This is a genomic window from Actinosynnema sp. CS-041913, assembly GCF_050942485.1.
Taxonomy (GTDB): domain Bacteria; phylum Actinomycetota; class Actinomycetes; order Mycobacteriales; family Pseudonocardiaceae; genus Actinosynnema.
Genome location: NZ_CP192037.1, coordinates 8,682,520 through 8,697,739, shown reverse-complemented (window position 1 = coordinate 8,697,739; position 15,220 = coordinate 8,682,520). Strand labels below are relative to the sequence as shown.

General features: G+C 69.6%; 10 protein-coding genes. 4 read left to right on the top strand and 6 right to left on the bottom strand.

Features of this window, described 5'->3' with window-relative positions; genetic code table 11:
* Nucleotides 1-1,125: 1,125 nt before the first annotated feature.
* The 4 genes from rpoB (at nucleotide 1,126) to ACQPZF_RS39145 (ending at nucleotide 11,094) form a co-directional block, all read left to right on the top strand.
* The gene (gene rpoB, locus ACQPZF_RS39160) at nucleotides 1,126-4,608 is read left to right on the top strand and encodes a DNA-directed RNA polymerase subunit beta (RefSeq protein ID WP_433265854.1); all 3,483 of its coding nucleotides are present in this window, start codon (nucleotides 1,126-1,128) and stop codon (nucleotides 4,606-4,608) included.
* 113 nt (nucleotides 4,609-4,721) lie between these two features.
* A complete protein-coding gene (locus ACQPZF_RS39155) occupies nucleotides 4,722-8,618 on the top strand; it encodes a DNA-directed RNA polymerase subunit beta' (protein ID WP_433265852.1) in 3,897 nt (1,298 codons plus the stop codon).
* Nucleotides 8,619-9,589: 971 nt separating this feature from the next.
* Complete coding sequence (locus tag ACQPZF_RS39150; protein WP_433265850.1) at nucleotides 9,590-10,348, top strand: L,D-transpeptidase; 759 nt, start codon at nucleotides 9,590-9,592, stop codon at nucleotides 10,346-10,348.
* A gap of 44 nt (nucleotides 10,349-10,392) precedes the next feature.
* Nucleotides 10,393-11,094 (top strand): choice-of-anchor P family protein, encoded by a 702-nt coding sequence (locus tag ACQPZF_RS39145; protein ID WP_433265848.1) that lies wholly within the window; start codon nucleotides 10,393-10,395, stop codon nucleotides 11,092-11,094.
* A gap of 134 nt (nucleotides 11,095-11,228) precedes the next feature.
* On the opposite strand, the gene ACQPZF_RS39140 is transcribed toward ACQPZF_RS39145, so the two are convergent.
* The 6 genes from ACQPZF_RS39140 to ACQPZF_RS39115 all read right to left on the bottom strand — a co-directional run bounded on the left by ACQPZF_RS39140 (nucleotide 11,229) and on the right by ACQPZF_RS39115 (nucleotide 14,701).
* Nucleotides 11,229-11,867 (bottom strand): hypothetical protein, encoded by a 639-nt coding sequence (locus ACQPZF_RS39140; RefSeq protein WP_433265846.1) that lies wholly within the window; start codon nucleotides 11,865-11,867, stop codon nucleotides 11,229-11,231.
* 46 nt (nucleotides 11,868-11,913) lie between these two features.
* Nucleotides 11,914-12,408: a YbaB/EbfC family nucleoid-associated protein gene (locus tag ACQPZF_RS39135; RefSeq protein ID WP_433265844.1), complete on the bottom strand. Its 495-nt coding sequence runs from the start codon at nucleotides 12,406-12,408 to the stop codon at nucleotides 11,914-11,916.
* A gap of 108 nt (nucleotides 12,409-12,516) precedes the next feature.
* Nucleotides 12,517-12,951 carry a hypothetical protein gene (locus ACQPZF_RS39130; RefSeq protein ID WP_433265842.1) on the bottom strand — a complete coding sequence of 145 codons (435 nt, stop codon included), beginning with the start codon at nucleotides 12,949-12,951 and terminating at the stop codon, nucleotides 12,517-12,519.
* On the bottom strand, nucleotides 12,948-13,394 hold the full coding sequence (locus tag ACQPZF_RS39125; protein WP_433265840.1) for a hypothetical protein: 447 nt from the start codon (nucleotides 13,392-13,394) through the stop codon (nucleotides 12,948-12,950). Before ACQPZF_RS39125 ends, ACQPZF_RS39130 begins: the two co-directional genes overlap by 4 nt.
* Before the next feature lie 105 nt (nucleotides 13,395-13,499).
* Complete coding sequence (locus ACQPZF_RS39120) at nucleotides 13,500-13,799, bottom strand: zf-TFIIB domain-containing protein (RefSeq protein WP_433265838.1); 300 nt, start codon at nucleotides 13,797-13,799, stop codon at nucleotides 13,500-13,502.
* A gap of 38 nt (nucleotides 13,800-13,837) precedes the next feature.
* Entirely contained in the window at nucleotides 13,838-14,701 is an 864-nt protein-coding gene (locus tag ACQPZF_RS39115; protein ID WP_433265836.1) for a phosphotransferase family protein, read from the bottom strand.
* Between the last annotated feature and the right edge of the window lie 519 nt (nucleotides 14,702-15,220).

The window sequence follows — 15,220 nt, the reverse complement described above, 5'->3', positions numbered from 1 at the left end:
CGCTCCGTGCTCTGAGCCGTGGCGCGCTTCGCGCTCTTGCCGTTGCGCGCTTCGCTCTTGCCGTTGCGCGCTTCGCGCTTGCCGTGGCGCGCGCAGCCGCGCACACCTGTCGGTGGGCTGCGTGTCATCCCCGTATGGCCTGCCCGCAGGGCAACCGCGCTTGGGTGGGGAGCGCAAGCACGCTTTCCGCTTGCGCTCCCCACCCAAGGGTGGTGGTCTTTGACCAGGCCATACGGGGATGGCACGACGCCCGAGTCCTGCCCTTGTGATCATCCTTGGCGGCCTGCCTGTCCGGCGAGGACGCTTGTAGCTCTTCGTCGAAGCGCGATCGCGACCGCCTCAAGACCAAAGATCAAAAGCGGGCGCTCGCCGCTGGGCAGGCCTCCGGGGAGGAAGGGCAAGGCGTCGTGTTCTCCCCGTATGACCTGTCAAAGACCACCACCCTTGTCCAGGGAGCGCAAGCGAAAAGCGTGCTTGCGCTCCCTGGACAAGCGCGGTAGCCCTGCGGGCAGGCCATACGGGGAGAACACGAGGCCCCTCTTTGTGCTCGCGCAAGCTTCTAGCTGCGGTGCTCGCGCCGGCCTCGGGTACGCGGTGCTCGCGCCAGCCTCGGGCGTGCGGTGGCTCGCGCAACGGGCATGCGGCTGCCAACCCCAACGCGATCAAGCCCTCACCTCGGCCCAAGGGGTCCGTTGTGGACTGAACGGGCCGCCGGCAACCATCACGTACAGTGATCTCCGCCACACTTTTACGAAGGTAACCGAACGGAATCGCGGGGTTCTCCCTTCGGACGACGAACACCCGCCAACAGTTCACGGTGGCCCACAACCGTGTAATTCCGCAGGTCACGGCGATAACGCCGAGTAAGCCTCGCTTGCGCCACGAGGGTGATCGCCGCGTGGCATCTTGACTGTGGGCGTCGGCAGGGTCACTCTGTCGGTGACGACGAGAAAGGTCCTTCCAGGTGCCTCTCGACAGTTGGCATGCGCGTGGCTAGACTGCCCCTTTGCGCTGCCCTCTTTCCGTTTGCCCTTCGCCGAGAGCTGGATTGCCGGGCATCGCCGCACCCTTGACAGCCGTGCTAGCCCGCTGCTAGCCAGCTACCTGTCCCTGGAAGGACGCATCTTGGCGATCTCTCGCGCGACCAAGGCCACTGCTGCGACCAACTCCACGTCGGGGATCCCCGGAGCGCCCAAGCGGGTTTCATTCGCGAAGATCCACGAACCGCTTCAGACGCCCAACCTGCTCGACCTGCAGATCCAGTCCTTCGAATGGCTCACCGGCGACGAGGCGTGGTTCCAGCGCCGCGTCGACGAAGGTGACGAGACGCCGACGGGCGGTCTCGAAGAGGTGCTCAACGAGATCTCGCCGATCGAGGACTTCTCCGGCTCGATGTCGCTCTCCTTCTCCGACCCGCGCTTCGACGAGGTCAAGGCCTCGACCGAGGAGTGCAAGGACAAGGACATGACGTACGCCGCCCCGTTGTTCGTCACGGCGGAGTTCACCAACCACACCACTGGCGAGATCAAGAGCCAGACGGTGTTCATGGGTGACTTCCCGATGATGACCGACAAGGGCACGTTCATCATCAACGGCACCGAGCGGGTCGTGGTCTCCCAGCTCGTCCGCTCGCCGGGTGTCTACTACGACACCGCGATCGACAAGACGACCGACAAGGACGTCTTCAGCGTCAAGATCATCCCGTCCCGGGGTGCCTGGCTGGAGTTCGACGTCGACAAGCGCGACACCGTCGGCGTCCGCATCGACCGCAAGCGCCGCCAGCCGGTGACGGTGCTGCTGAAGGCGCTGGGTTGGAGCACCGAGCAGATCCGCGAGCGGTTCTCGTTCTCCGAGACGCTGCTGACGACGCTGGAGAAGGACCACACCGCGGGCACCGACGAAGCGCTGCTCGACATCTACCGCAAGCTGCGTCCGGGCGAGCCGCCGACGAAGGAGTCCGCGCAGGCCCTGCTGGAGAACCTGTTCTTCAAGGACAAGCGCTACGACCTGGCCAAGGTGGGCCGCTACAAGGTCAACAAGAAGCTGGGCCTGGACCTCCCGATCTCCACGGGTGTGCTGACCGAGGACGACATCGTCACGACGATCGAGTACCTGGTCCGCCTGCACGCCGGTGAGACCACGATGAAGCCGGGCGAGACCGAGGTCCCGGTCGAGGTGGACGACATCGACCACTTCGGCAACCGGCGGCTGCGCACGGTCGGCGAGCTGATCCAGAACCAGATCCGGGTCGGCCTGTCCCGCATGGAGCGCGTCGTGCGCGAGCGCATGACGACCCAGGACGTCGAGGCCATCACGCCGCAGACCCTGATCAACATCCGCCCGGTGGTGGCGGCGATCAAGGAGTTCTTCGGCACCTCGCAGCTCTCGCAGTTCATGGACCAGACGAACCCGCTCGCGGGCCTGACCCACAAGCGCCGCCTGTCGGCCCTGGGCCCCGGCGGTCTGTCCCGGGAACGGGCCGGCATGGAGGTCCGCGACGTCCACCCGTCGCACTACGGCCGCATGTGCCCGATCGAGACGCCGGAAGGCCCGAACATCGGCCTCATCGGCTCGCTGTCGAGCTACGGCCGGGTCAACCCGTTCGGCTTCATCGAGACGCCGTACCGCAAGGTCATCGACGGCCGGGTCACCGACCAGATCGACTACCTGACGGCGGACGAGGAAGACCGCTACGTCAAGGCGCAGGCCAACGCCAAGATCGACGACGAGGGCAACTTCCTGGAAGCCAAGGTCCTGGTCCGCAAGAAGGGCGGCGAGGTCGAGCAGATCGACCCGCTCGACGTCGACTACATGGACGTGTCGCCGCGGCAGATGGTGTCCGCCGCGACCGCGATGATCCCGTTCCTGGAGCACGACGACGCGAACCGCGCGCTGATGGGCGCGAACATGCAGCGCCAGGCGGTGCCGCTGCTGCGCAGCGAGTCGCCGCTGGTCGGCACCGGCATGGAGCTGCGCGCCGCGGTCGACGCCGGTGACGTCGTGGTGGCCAAGAAGACGGGCGTGGTGGAGGAGATCTCCGCCGACTACGTCACGGTCATGGCCGACGACGGCTCCCGGCAGACCTACGGGCTGCACAAGTTCCGCCGCAGCAACCAGGGCACCTGCATCAACCAGAAGCCCATCGTGAACGAGGGCGACCGGGTGCGGGAGGGCCAGGTCCTCGCGGACGGGCCGTGCACCGAGCACGGCGAGATGGCGCTGGGCAAGAACCTGCTCGTCGCGATCATGCCGTGGGAGGGCCACAACTACGAGGACGCGATCATCCTGTCGCAGCGCCTCGTCCAGGACGACGTCCTGACCTCGATCCACATCGAGGAGCACGAGATCGACGCGCGGGACACCAAGCTGGGCGCCGAGGAGATCACCCGGGACATCCCGAACGTCTCCGAGGAGGTCCTGGCCGACCTGGACGAGCGGGGCATCATCCGCATCGGCGCCGAGGTCCAGCCGGGCGACATCCTGGTCGGCAAGGTCACGCCGAAGGGCGAGACGGAGCTGACCCCGGAGGAGCGCCTGCTGCGCGCGATCTTCGGCGAGAAGGCCCGCGAGGTGCGCGACACGTCGCTGAAGGTGCCGCACGGCGAGTACGGCAAGGTCATCGGCATCCGCGTGTTCAGCCGTGAGGACGACGACGAGCTGCCCCCGGGCGTGAACGAGCTGGTCCGCGTCTACGTGGCGCAGAAGCGCAAGATCCAGGACGGCGACAAGCTCGCCGGCCGCCACGGCAACAAGGGCGTCATCGGCAAGATCCTCCCCGTCGAGGACATGCCGTTCCTGGAGGACGGCACGCCGGTGGACATCGTGCTGAACACGCACGGCGTCCCGCGCCGGATGAACATCGGCCAGGTGCTGGAGACCCACCTCGGGTGGATCGCCAAGCAGGGCTGGAGCATCAACGGCGACCCGGACTGGGCGAAGAACCTGCCCGGCGACCTGTACGAGGTGGAGCCCGGCACGAAGACCGCCACCCCGGTGTTCGACGGCGCGCGCGAGGACGAGATCACGGGCCTGCTGGGCTCGACGGTCCCCAACCGCGACGGCGAGCGGATGGTCAAGGAGAACGGCAAGGCGCAGCTCTTCGACGGGCGCAGCGGCGAGCCGTACCCGTTCCCGGTGTCGGTCGGCTACATGTACATCCTGAAGCTGCTGCACCTGGTGGACGACAAGATCCACGCCCGGTCCACCGGCCCGTACTCGATGATCACCCAGCAGCCGCTGGGCGGCAAGGCGCAGTTCGGCGGCCAGCGCTTCGGTGAGATGGAGTGCTGGGCCATGCAGGCCTACGGCGCCGCCTACACGCTCCAGGAACTGCTCACCATCAAGTCCGACGACGTGCTCGGCCGCGTGAAGGTGTACGAGGCCATCGTCAAGGGCGAGAACATCCCGGAGCCCGGTATCCCGGAGTCCTTCAAGGTGCTGCTCAAGGAGCTCCAGTCGCTGTGCCTCAACGTCGAGGTGCTGTCTTCGGACGGCGCCGCGATCGAGATGCGCGACGGCGACGACGAAGACCTGGAGCGCGCGGCCGCGAACCTCGGCATCAACCTGTCGAGGACCGAGTCGCCGTCCGTGGACGACGTCGTCAACTGACCCTCGCCGGTCACCGCGCGGGATGCCTCCCGCGTCCCGCGCGGTGACCAGCCACCAGCTCCTGTGCCAGCCCCGCTGGGGCAACCGATCCAAAAAAGGGGAAGAGAGTAGACGTGCTCGACGTCAACTTCTTCGATGAGCTCCGCATCGGTCTCGCGACCGCGGACGACATCCGCCAGTGGTCCTTCGGCGAGGTCAAGAAGCCCGAGACCATCAACTACCGCACGCTCAAGCCCGAGAAGGACGGCTTGTTCTGCGAGAAGATCTTCGGTCCCACCCGGGACTGGGAGTGCTACTGCGGCAAGTACAAGCGGGTGCGCTTCAAGGGCATCATCTGCGAGCGCTGCGGCGTCGAGGTGACCCGCGCCAAGGTGCGCCGCGAGCGGATGGGCCACATCGAACTGGCCGCCCCGGTCACCCACATCTGGTACTTCAAGGGCGTCCCCAGCCGGTTGGGCTACCTGCTCGACCTGGCCCCCAAGGACCTTGAGAAGATCATCTACTTCGCCGCCTACGTGATCGTGGGCGTGAACACCGAGCTGCGCCACAACGACCTGCCGACGCTCGAGAACGAGATGCAGGTCGAGCGCAAGCGGGTGGAGAACAAGCGCGACGCCGACGTGGAGGCGCGTGCCCAGAAGCTGGAAGCCGACCTGGCCGAGCTGGAGGCGGAGGGCGCCAAGTCCGACGTCCGCCGCAAGGTCAAGGAGGGCGGCGAGCGCGAGATGCGCCAGCTCCGCGACCGGGCCCAGCGCGAGCTGGACCGGCTCGACGAGATCTGGTCCACGTTCACCAAGCTGGAGCGCGCGCAGCTCATCGCGGACGAGCTGCTCTACCGCGAGCTGTACGACCGCTACGGCGACTACTTCACCGGCGCCATGGGCGCCGAGGCCATCCAGAAGCTGCTGGGTGACTACGACGTGGACGCCGAGGCCGACGTGCTGCGCGAGACGATCCGCAGCGGCAAGGGCCAGAAGAAGCTGCGCGCCCTCAAGCGGCTGAAGGTCGTGGCCGCCTTCCAGGCGACCCGCAACAACCCGCAGGGCATGGTGCTGGACTGCGTCCCGGTCATCCCGCCGGACCTGCGCCCGATGGTGCAGCTCGACGGTGGCCGCTTCGCCACGTCCGACCTGAACGACCTGTACCGCCGGGTGATCAACCGGAACAACCGCCTCAAGCGGCTGATCGACCTCGGCGCGCCCGAGATCATCGTCAACAACGAGAAGCGGATGCTCCAGGAGGCCGTCGACGCGCTGTTCGACAACGGCCGCCGCGGTCGTCCGGTGACGGGTCCGGGCAACCGGCCGCTGAAGTCGCTGTCCGACCTGCTGAAGGGCAAGCAGGGCCGGTTCCGCCAGAACCTGCTCGGCAAGCGCGTCGACTACTCCGGCCGTTCGGTCATCGTGGTCGGCCCGCAGCTCAAGCTGCACCAGTGCGGCCTGCCCAAGCAGATGGCGCTGGAGCTGTTCAAGCCGTTCGTGATGAAGCGGCTGGTGGACCTCAACCACGCGCAGAACATCAAGTCCGCCAAGCGGATGGTCGAGCGCGCCCGCCCGGCCGTGTGGGACGTGCTGGAAGAGGTCATCACCGAGCACCCGGTGCTGCTCAACCGCGCGCCCACGCTGCACCGCCTCGGCATCCAGGCCTTCGAGCCGCAGCTCGTCGAGGGCAAGGCCATCCAGCTCCACCCGCTGGTCTGTGAAGCGTTCAACGCCGACTTCGACGGTGACCAGATGGCGGTCCACCTGCCGCTGTCCGCCGAGGCGCAGGCCGAGGCGCGCGTGCTGATGCTGTCGTCGAACAACATCCTCTCGCCCGCGTCGGGCAAGCCGCTGGCCATGCCGCGACTGGACATGGTGACCGGCCTGTACCACCTGACCAGGCACAAGGAAGGCGACATCGGCGAGGGCCTGGCGTACTCGTCGCCCGCCGAGGCGCTGATGGCGTTCGACCGCAAGGTCCTGGGCCTCCAGGCGATGGTCAAGATCCGGATCAACGACAAGAACCCGCCGAAGGGCCAGGAGCCGGAGGGCTGGGAGCCCGGTCAGCCGTGGCTGGCCAAGACCACCCTCGGCCGCGTGCTGTTCAACGAGGTCCTGCCGCAGGACTACCCGTTCCTGAACGAGGTCATGCCCAAGAAGCGGCAGGCCACGGTCATCAACGACCTCGCCGAGCGGTACCCGATGGTCACCGTCGCCCGGACGCTGGACAAGCTGAAGGACGCCGGCTTCTACTGGGCCACCCGGTCGGGTGTCACGGTCGCGATCTCCGACGTGCTCGTGCCGGAGGCCAAGCAGGGCATCCTGGACGAGTACGAGAAGCTCGCCGACGCGGTGGAGAAGCGCTACCAGCGCGGTCAGCTCTCCTACATCGAGCGCAACAACGAGCTGGTCAAGGTGTGGACCAAGGCGACGGAAGAGGTCGCCGAGGTGATGGAGGCCAACTTCCCCGAGGACAACTCGATCCGCATGATCGTGAAGTCCGGGGCGGCGGGCAACATGACCCAGGTCCGCTCGCTGGCCGGTATGCGCGGTCTGGTGACGAACCCGAAGGGCGAGTACATCCCGCGCCCGATCAAGAACTCGTTCCGCGAGGGCTTGTCGGTGCTGGAGTACTTCATCGCCACGCACGGCGCCCGCAAGGGCCTGGCCGACACCGCGCTGCGCACCGCCGACTCGGGCTACCTGACCCGTCGTCTGGTGGACGTGTCGCAGGACGTCATCATCCGCGAGGTCGACTGCGGCACCACCCGCGGCGTGAACATGACCGTGGGCGAGAAGCTGGGCGACAAGGTCGGCCTGGCCGAGTTCGCGCAGACCTCCGTGTACGCGCGGACGCTGGCCGACGACATCACCGACGCCAACGGCAACCTCGTGCTCAACCGCGGCGACGACCTCGGCGACCCGGCCCTGGCGACCCTCGTCGAGGCGGGCGTCACCAGGGTGAAGGTCCGCTCGGTGCTGACCTGCGAGTCGGCGGTCGGCGTGTGCGCGTCCTGCTACGGCCGCTCGATGGCGACCGGCAAGCTGGTCGACGTCGGCGAGGCGGTCGGCATCGTGGCCGCCCAGTCGATCGGTGAGCCCGGCACGCAGCTCACCATGCGCACCTTCCACCAGGGTGGTGTGGCCGGCGACGACATCACGACGGGTCTGCCCCGCGTGCAGGAGCTGTTCGAGGCCCGCGTGCCGAAGGGCAAGGCGCCCATCGCGGACGTCGACGGCCGCGTGCGCATCGAGGACGGCGACCGCTTCTGGAAGATCACCCTCATCCCGGACGACGGGTCCGAGGAGATCATCTTCGAGAAGCTGTCGAAGCGCCAGCGCCTGGCCAACACGGCCACCGGCCCACTGCAGGACGGCGACCACGTGGCCGTCGGCCAGCAGTTGCTGGAGGGCACGCCCGACCCGCACGAGGTGCTCCGCGTCATGGGCCCGCGCGAGGCCCAGTTGCACCTGGTGCAGGAGGTCCAGAAGGTCTACCGGGCCCAGGGCGTGGCGATCCACGACAAGCACATCGAGGTCATCGTCCGCCAGATGCTGCGTCGAGTCACGATCATCGACTCCGGCGCGACGGAATTCCTGCCGGGCTCGCTGGTCGAGCGCGCGGAATTCGAGTCCGGCAACCGCGCCGTGGTCGCCGAGGGCGGCGAGCCGGCAGCCGGCCGCCCGGTCCTGATGGGCATCACGAAGGCGTCGCTCGCGACGGACTCGTGGCTCTCGGCGGCGTCGTTCCAGGAGACGACGAGGGTCCTGACCGACGCGGCCATCAACGGCCGTTCGGACAAGCTCATCGGTCTGAAGGAAAACGTCATCATCGGCAAGCTGATCCCGGCCGGCACCGGCATCAACCGGTACCGGAACATCCAGGTGCAGCCGACGGAGGAAGCACGGGCCGCGGCCTACGCCATCCCGTCCTACGACGACGGCTACTACACGCCGGACGTCTTCGGCACCGGAACGGGCGCAGCGGTCCCGCTGGACGACTACGACTTCGGCCGCGATTACCGCTGACGAAGTCCGAATAACCGCACAGCAAGCCAGAACGGTCCCCGAAGCCTCCCGCTCCGGGGGCCGTTCCCTTTGCCGGGCCACGACAGGCGGCCTGTGCAAACACCCAGCCACCAGCCTGAGCGAGCACCGCAACCCGAGGCTTGCGCGAGCACAAAGAAGGGGCCTCGTGTTCTCCCCGTATGGCCTGCCCGCAGGGCAACCGCGCTTGTCAAGGAGGTGCAAGCACGCTTTTCGCTTGCGCCTCCTTGACAAGTGTGGTGGTCTTTGACCAGGCCATACGGGGAGAACACGACGCCTTGGCATTTCCTCCCCGGAGGCCTGCCAAGCGGCGAGCGTCGCTTTTCGCTCTTAGACGAAAAGCTAAAGAGTCCTCGCCGGACAGGCAGGCCGCCAAGGATGATCACAAAAGCAAGACTCGGGCGTCGTGCCATCCCCGCATGACCTGGTCAAAAGACAACCGCGCTTTTCCTGGGAATGCAAGCGAAAAGCGTGCTTGCATTCCCAGGAAAAGCGCGGTTCCCTGCGGGCAGGCCATACGGGGATGACACGCAGCCCACCGACCGGTGTGCGCGCTGCGCGCGCCACTGCGAAAAGCGCGGAGCGCGCCAAGGGGAGAGTGCGGTGCGCGCCAAGGGGAGAGTGCGGTGCGCGCCGGGGGGTAGAAGCGCGGAGCGCGCCGGGGGCGAGAGCGCGGAGCGCGTCACTGCGAAGATCGGTGCGGTCGGAGGCGCGAGCGCAGTCCTCGGCCTGTCCAGATCCGCCCTTGACACCCGCAACCGAGCGGCTTCGGCGCTAGCGCAGCGTAAAGGTCGTTGCGGCATTCGGGTGATGCCCCGGTAGGCCTCTTGCCTCCCCTACTGGGTAGTAGATAACGTCCGGCTTGGGCGTGATCTTGCGTCCGAGGCCGCGATCCGGCCGCAATCGAGGTACCTCCGCCGCCAATCGGACCCTCGACTCGATCAGGAACCACGATGTTTCGTGTGCTGCTGGTCGCCGTCGTGTCGGTGTTTGCCGTCACGTCGTGCGCCGGCCCCGAACCACAGCCTCGGCCCGTCGCCGTCGACGTGCAGTCGTTCGCTTCGTTGCCCGAGGCCACTACCTTCGCCAAGATCGAAAACCTGCCTCGGGACGAGGACTCGTCGCCGACCGCAGGGCAGGTGTTGCGGGCCAGGAAGGACGTGCCGGTCTACGACGCCGTAGGCGGGAAGACAGTGGCCAGGCTGCCTGCCACGCAGCTCGGTTCGCCGACGTGGGTGCCCGAGGTCGACCGTCGTGACGGTTGGTCGAGGGTGTTGCTCCCGGCTCGGCCCAACCGGTCCAGTGGGTGGGTGTTCACCGGCTCGGACGACTTCGAGAGGGCCGAGAACGACTTCCTGGTCACGGTCGACCTGGCCGCGTTCCGGATGGACGTGACCGAGCGGGGCGAGTCGCTCGGTTCTTGGACCATCGGCACCGGCAAGCCCGAGCACCCGACGCCGGTCGGGCGGACCTACATCATGGCCTCCATCAGGGAGACCGTGGCCACGTTCAGCCCGTACGTCCTGCCGCTCGGCGCGCACTCGGACAGCCACGAGACCTTCGGCGGCGGGCCCGGCACCGTCGCGTTGCACGGCTGGCCGGACGCCAGTCCGTTCGGCGTCGCGGGCAGCGACGGGTGCATCCGCGTGCCCGACGACGCCCTCGACCTCCTCCTCACCCTTCCGCTGGGGACTGTGGTGATCGTCAAGTGACCAAGCATCCCCGGAAAGGCAAAACGTTGCTGTCCAAGAGAAACGTGGCTGTGCTGACGGCCGCGCTGTGCGTGTTCGCCGCGCCTTCGGCGTTCGCCGCCACGACCAGTTCCGCCTTCGCGCTGTCGGCGTCCGGTCTGCTCGCCATCGAGCCGCTGGCCGCGTTGGACGGCTCGAAGGGCTTCCGGCAGACGTCCGTGGCCTCGGTGCGACTGCCGGACGCCAAGGCGCCCATCGTCTCCGTCGGGGTGCTGAACTCCGAAGTGGACGCGGGCCGGGCTCGGGCCAGTGTGAAGGACCTCAAGGCGCAGCTCGGTTTCCTCAAGCTGCCCGGTGACTTCGGCTCGCTGACCGCCGAGACGATCAGCGCCTCCTGCGTGGACGGTGTCGGCGAGGCCACCTTGGCGGGCGCGAAGATCGGCACGGTCGGGCTGGAGGTGCAGCCTGGCGCGAACACCGAGGTGCAGGTTCCCGGCCTGCTGTCCGTGGTGCTCAACAAGCAGACCGTCGCCGCGGACGGCTCGCTTACCGTCGTCGCGGTGTCCATCGAGGTCGCGGGGGTGCAGAAGATCGACATCGCCTCCGCCACGTGCGCCAAGGCGGACGAGCCGGAGACCACCGCCCCGCCGGCCCCGACCACGTCCTCCACGCCGGCCGAGCCGGCCACCACCAGCCCGGCCCCGGCCGCGCCGGGCAAGGCTCCGCGTCCGACTCCCGTCGACGGCCACCTGGCCGTCACGGGCTGATCGCGCGGTCCACGGGTGTGGCGAGGGGCCCCGACCCCCTCGCCACACCCGCGCACGGCCGGCCCGTGTTCCGAAGGTGGGGTCGAGGACGAGGTGACTGCTGGGTGCCGAGGACGAGGTGACTGCCGGCGTGGCTAGCCGCGACGCAACCGGTCGGGGAAGTGCTCGGCCACGTCGACCAGGAAGTCCAGCAGCGCGAAGAAGCCCTGCGTGGTCTGGTCGGTGAACGGGGCGCTGATCCGGTCGTCGCCGGTGGTCAGGGTCGCGGCGGGGCCACGGCCCGCCAGCCAGTGGTCGAACCCCTCGTCCCGCAACGCCCGCGCGACGCCCTCGTCGGCCTCGATCCGCGCGCACCTGCCCGCGATGACGAACCGGGCGGCGGGCAACCCGCCCACCCCGTGCAGCGTGAGCACGCTCTCCGGCCGGGCGCTAGGCGGCGTGTCCGACCGGGCGGCTTCGGCCACCGGTTCCTCGACGTCCACCAGCACGAACCGCACGCCCCGGTGCTCACCGGCCACCCGGAGCCCCTTCGGTGACGCGCGGTACTCCCAACCCCGCCGCTTGGCCACCCGCGGCAGCCCGTAACCCCAGAACGACCCTCCACGCGTCGCGTGCGCACCCCGCCGGACCAGCCACGCGACGGCCCAGCCGAGCGCCGGCGCGCACGCGAGCGGCACGGACACCTGCCAGGGCCAGTCCTGCCGACCGCCGGCGACCAGCACGGCGGCCGGCCAGACCAGCAGCCCGGCCACGGCCCACAGCACGACCCGCATCACGGTTCCAGGTCGTCGGAACCGCTCTCGTCCGCCCGGAACCCGCTCACGACCGGTCGTCCCGCACGCCGCGGTCTTCGGTGGCCGGCGTCCCGGGGCCGGCATCGGTGCGCGGCACCGTCGTGTCCGGCACCGTCGTGTCCGGCACGTCGGCCCCGGTGCGCGGCGCTGCGGCGCCCGGCCCGTCGACCGGGGTGCGCAGCACCTGCTCCAGCCCCGGCAGGTCCTCGCCCACGTAGCGCTCGACGATCTCGGCCTGCCGGCGGGCCGCCGCCGCGACCGCCTGGTGCAGCACGCCCGCCGCGGTCACGCCCAGCGCCTCCGCGCCCTGTGCCAGCGCCCGCTCGGTGAACCGGATGGCCTTCACCGAGCCGCCCGGCCCCGCCGTGACGGTGATCGCCCGGTCGGGGGACTCCGCGGTGGCCTCCAGCGCGGCGATCTCGGCGGCCATGCCGTCGAACCGCGTGCCCGGAGCGCCGGCTGTCCGCAGGCCCGCCCGGAATCGCTCGAACTCCCGGACGAGTTCCTCGAAGTCGCGCATCCGTGCTCCCTGATCGGCTTGCTCCGTTCAGCCGAGTATTCCGACAACCGCGGGTGGTCCGCCCGCTGAAACGGCGCGACGCGCGGGCGGTGCGGCGGAAAATCCCCGTCAGGGGCGGCGGCGGGATTTCGCCAGCGCGCGGGCGCGGGCCACGAGGTCGTCCACCAGGTCCTCGTCGGCGGTCGGCGGCGTGCCGTCGCTGCAGCACGGGGGCTTGGTGCGGCGCTCGTTGAGGCGCGGGCGGACACCGGCCAGCTCGTACAGGGCGTCGTACAGGTTGCGGCCGGGGTCGTCCTCGTGGGTGCCGACCAGCAGCACCCAGGCCTCATCGGGGTTCGGGAACGCCACGACCACGCGGTCGGCGCCGCGGAGGTGCTTCACGCACAGGCGGGGGAGCGGCTCCGGACCGGTCACGCGGTAGCCGAGGGCCGCGCAGCCGCGGTGCGACAGTTCGTCCAGGAAGCGTTCGTACGCCAGGCGGGCGGGGCCGCGGAGCAGGGCGGCTTGAGCGCCGGCCACCGGCGTCTCCACGACGTTGATCAAGCTGAGCGGACTACCCGTCCTTCACCACGGCGCAACTGCGACAGGCTCGTCGCCAGGTCCTCGCGGTCGAGCAGCGCCTGGTCGGAGATCCTGCGGTGCACCTCGTCCAACAGGCCGCGGGTGCGGCCGGCCCGGCGCAGCTCCGACACCACGTGCAGCACCTCGTGCAGCCGCACGGCGTCCAGGAGCAGCCGGGGCTCCCGGCTGTGGATGGCCAGCACGCCCTCGCGGGCCCAGGCCTTGACCGTCTTCTCGGTCAGGTCGAGCAGCTCGCCGGCCACCACCGGCCGGACCGGTGGCGCCGTGCGCAGGGCACGGGCCACCACCCCGTCGAGCTTGTGCCGCCGCTCGTCGTCCGCGGACAGACTGGAGGCGACCTCCTCGATCTCCTCGATCTGGTCGAAGAGATCCCGGATCTGCGCGGCCTCCGTTGCGACGGACATGGCGACCTCCCTGAGTCACTACCGAGTATCACCCAGTTTTTCGGGAGTCGCAACGGAGGCGGCGGAACCGGGCCCGGGGTGCGCCGGGACCGGCCGGGACCGGGGTCAGGACGAGAAGAACAGACCCGACAGACCGTTGCGCTTGCGGTGGCCGTAACCGCCGTGGCCGCCGTAGTGCGGCTGTGCACCCCAGCCCGGCTGCTGGACCGGCTGCACGTAGTGGACCTGGGCGGGCGCCGGCGCGGCCGGCGGCGGGGGCGGAGGGGCCATCTGGGTCTCCAGGCGGGTGATGGCCTCCAGCTCGCCGTAGTCGAGGAAGACCCCGCGGCAGCCGTCGCACTGCTCGATGTGTACGCCCATGCGGTCGAAGGTGCGCATGTTCGCATGACACTTGGGACACTGCATCGTGTGAGCCTCCTGCTCTCGGTGCGATGTGCGCGATATTAGCCGCGCCGAATGGGTTCATGCTCGGACACGATGCGGCCACACGCGTCGATCAACGCGTCCTGCGCTTCGGTCAGCGGTTTGTCGTCGCGCTGCGCGGCCGTGAGGGCACGCGCCGCCATCTGCACGACCAGCGCCCGCGCCGGCATCTCCAGCCGCGCCCACGGGTCGTCCCGCCGCACGGCCGTGCCGCCCGCGTCCAGGTAGGCGTCCAGCAGCCGGCTCCAGGAGCCCGGGTCGAGCACGCCCGCCGCGAACAGCGCCGCCGGCCGCGCCAGGTCCCACGCCGGGTCGCCCACGCCGAGGTCGTCCACGTCGATCAGCCGCCACCCGTCCCGCCACACGAGCTGGCCGAGGTGCCAGTCGCCGTGGATCAGGGTGTCGCCACCGGTCGGCGGCTCCAGCGTGGCGAACGCCCGCCGCACCAGCGGCGCGGCGGGACCGTCCGGCAGTTCCCGCACGGCCCGCTCCATCCGTGCCCGCGACCCGGCCGGCGGCACCGGCGGCGCGAAGTCGGCCCGGCGGAACGCGTGCAGCGCCGCGAGCTGCCGGCCGGCCTGCTCCATCGGCAGCGTCTCGGGCTCGCCCTGTGGTACCGGCGTCCCGATCGGCCACGTGGTGACCACCCGGCCGGCGACGATCGCCGGCGCCGAGCGCGGCGGCAGCAGCAGTTCACCCAACCGTGGATCGCCGGCCAGCCTCAGCCGCGCGGACAGCACCGCCAGGTCCGTGCCGGCCTCGTGCGCCTTGAGCACCACGTCGCCCACCCGCACGACCACGACGTCCCCGCGCACGGCGAGCACCTCGGGCAGCGCGTCGGCGGCCACCAACGCGGCCATCCCCGCGACGAGATCGGAATTCACCCCACCAGTGTGGTTCACCCGGACAGGGGCCCGGTCCGGGTGGGGTGGCGCGGGCCACGCCGGACCCCCGGAGCACCGCCGGCGCCGAATCCGCGGGGATGAGACCGGAATCACGATCGCGGGCGCCGGCGCGGCCGTGCGGGGGCGCATCCGGTCGGGGCTGGTCAAGGCGGTCCGCCGGGGCCGGGCCGGAATGGGCGTGCGGCCCCGTCTACCTGGTCGTAAGCTGTGAGGGGCCCGTTTTGACCGGTGGGAACCGGGCGGGGTATCTTTGGTACTCGTGCCCGACCCATGTCGGGCCGCTCCGCGTGCCTACGCGCCAGTGGTGCTGGATAGCCGGCCGCGGTGACCTCCACACGTAGGGGCATCCTGGGATGTCGCCTGCGGACCTGGGGCCAGCCCGTGTGGATCTCCTCGGTTCGCCGAAGGGGAGCGACACGCCCGACCTCGGGTGCAGAGAGGGACCAGGTAAACAGTGGTCGACGTCCCCAAGACGACGGGCACTCGAACGGAAGAAGC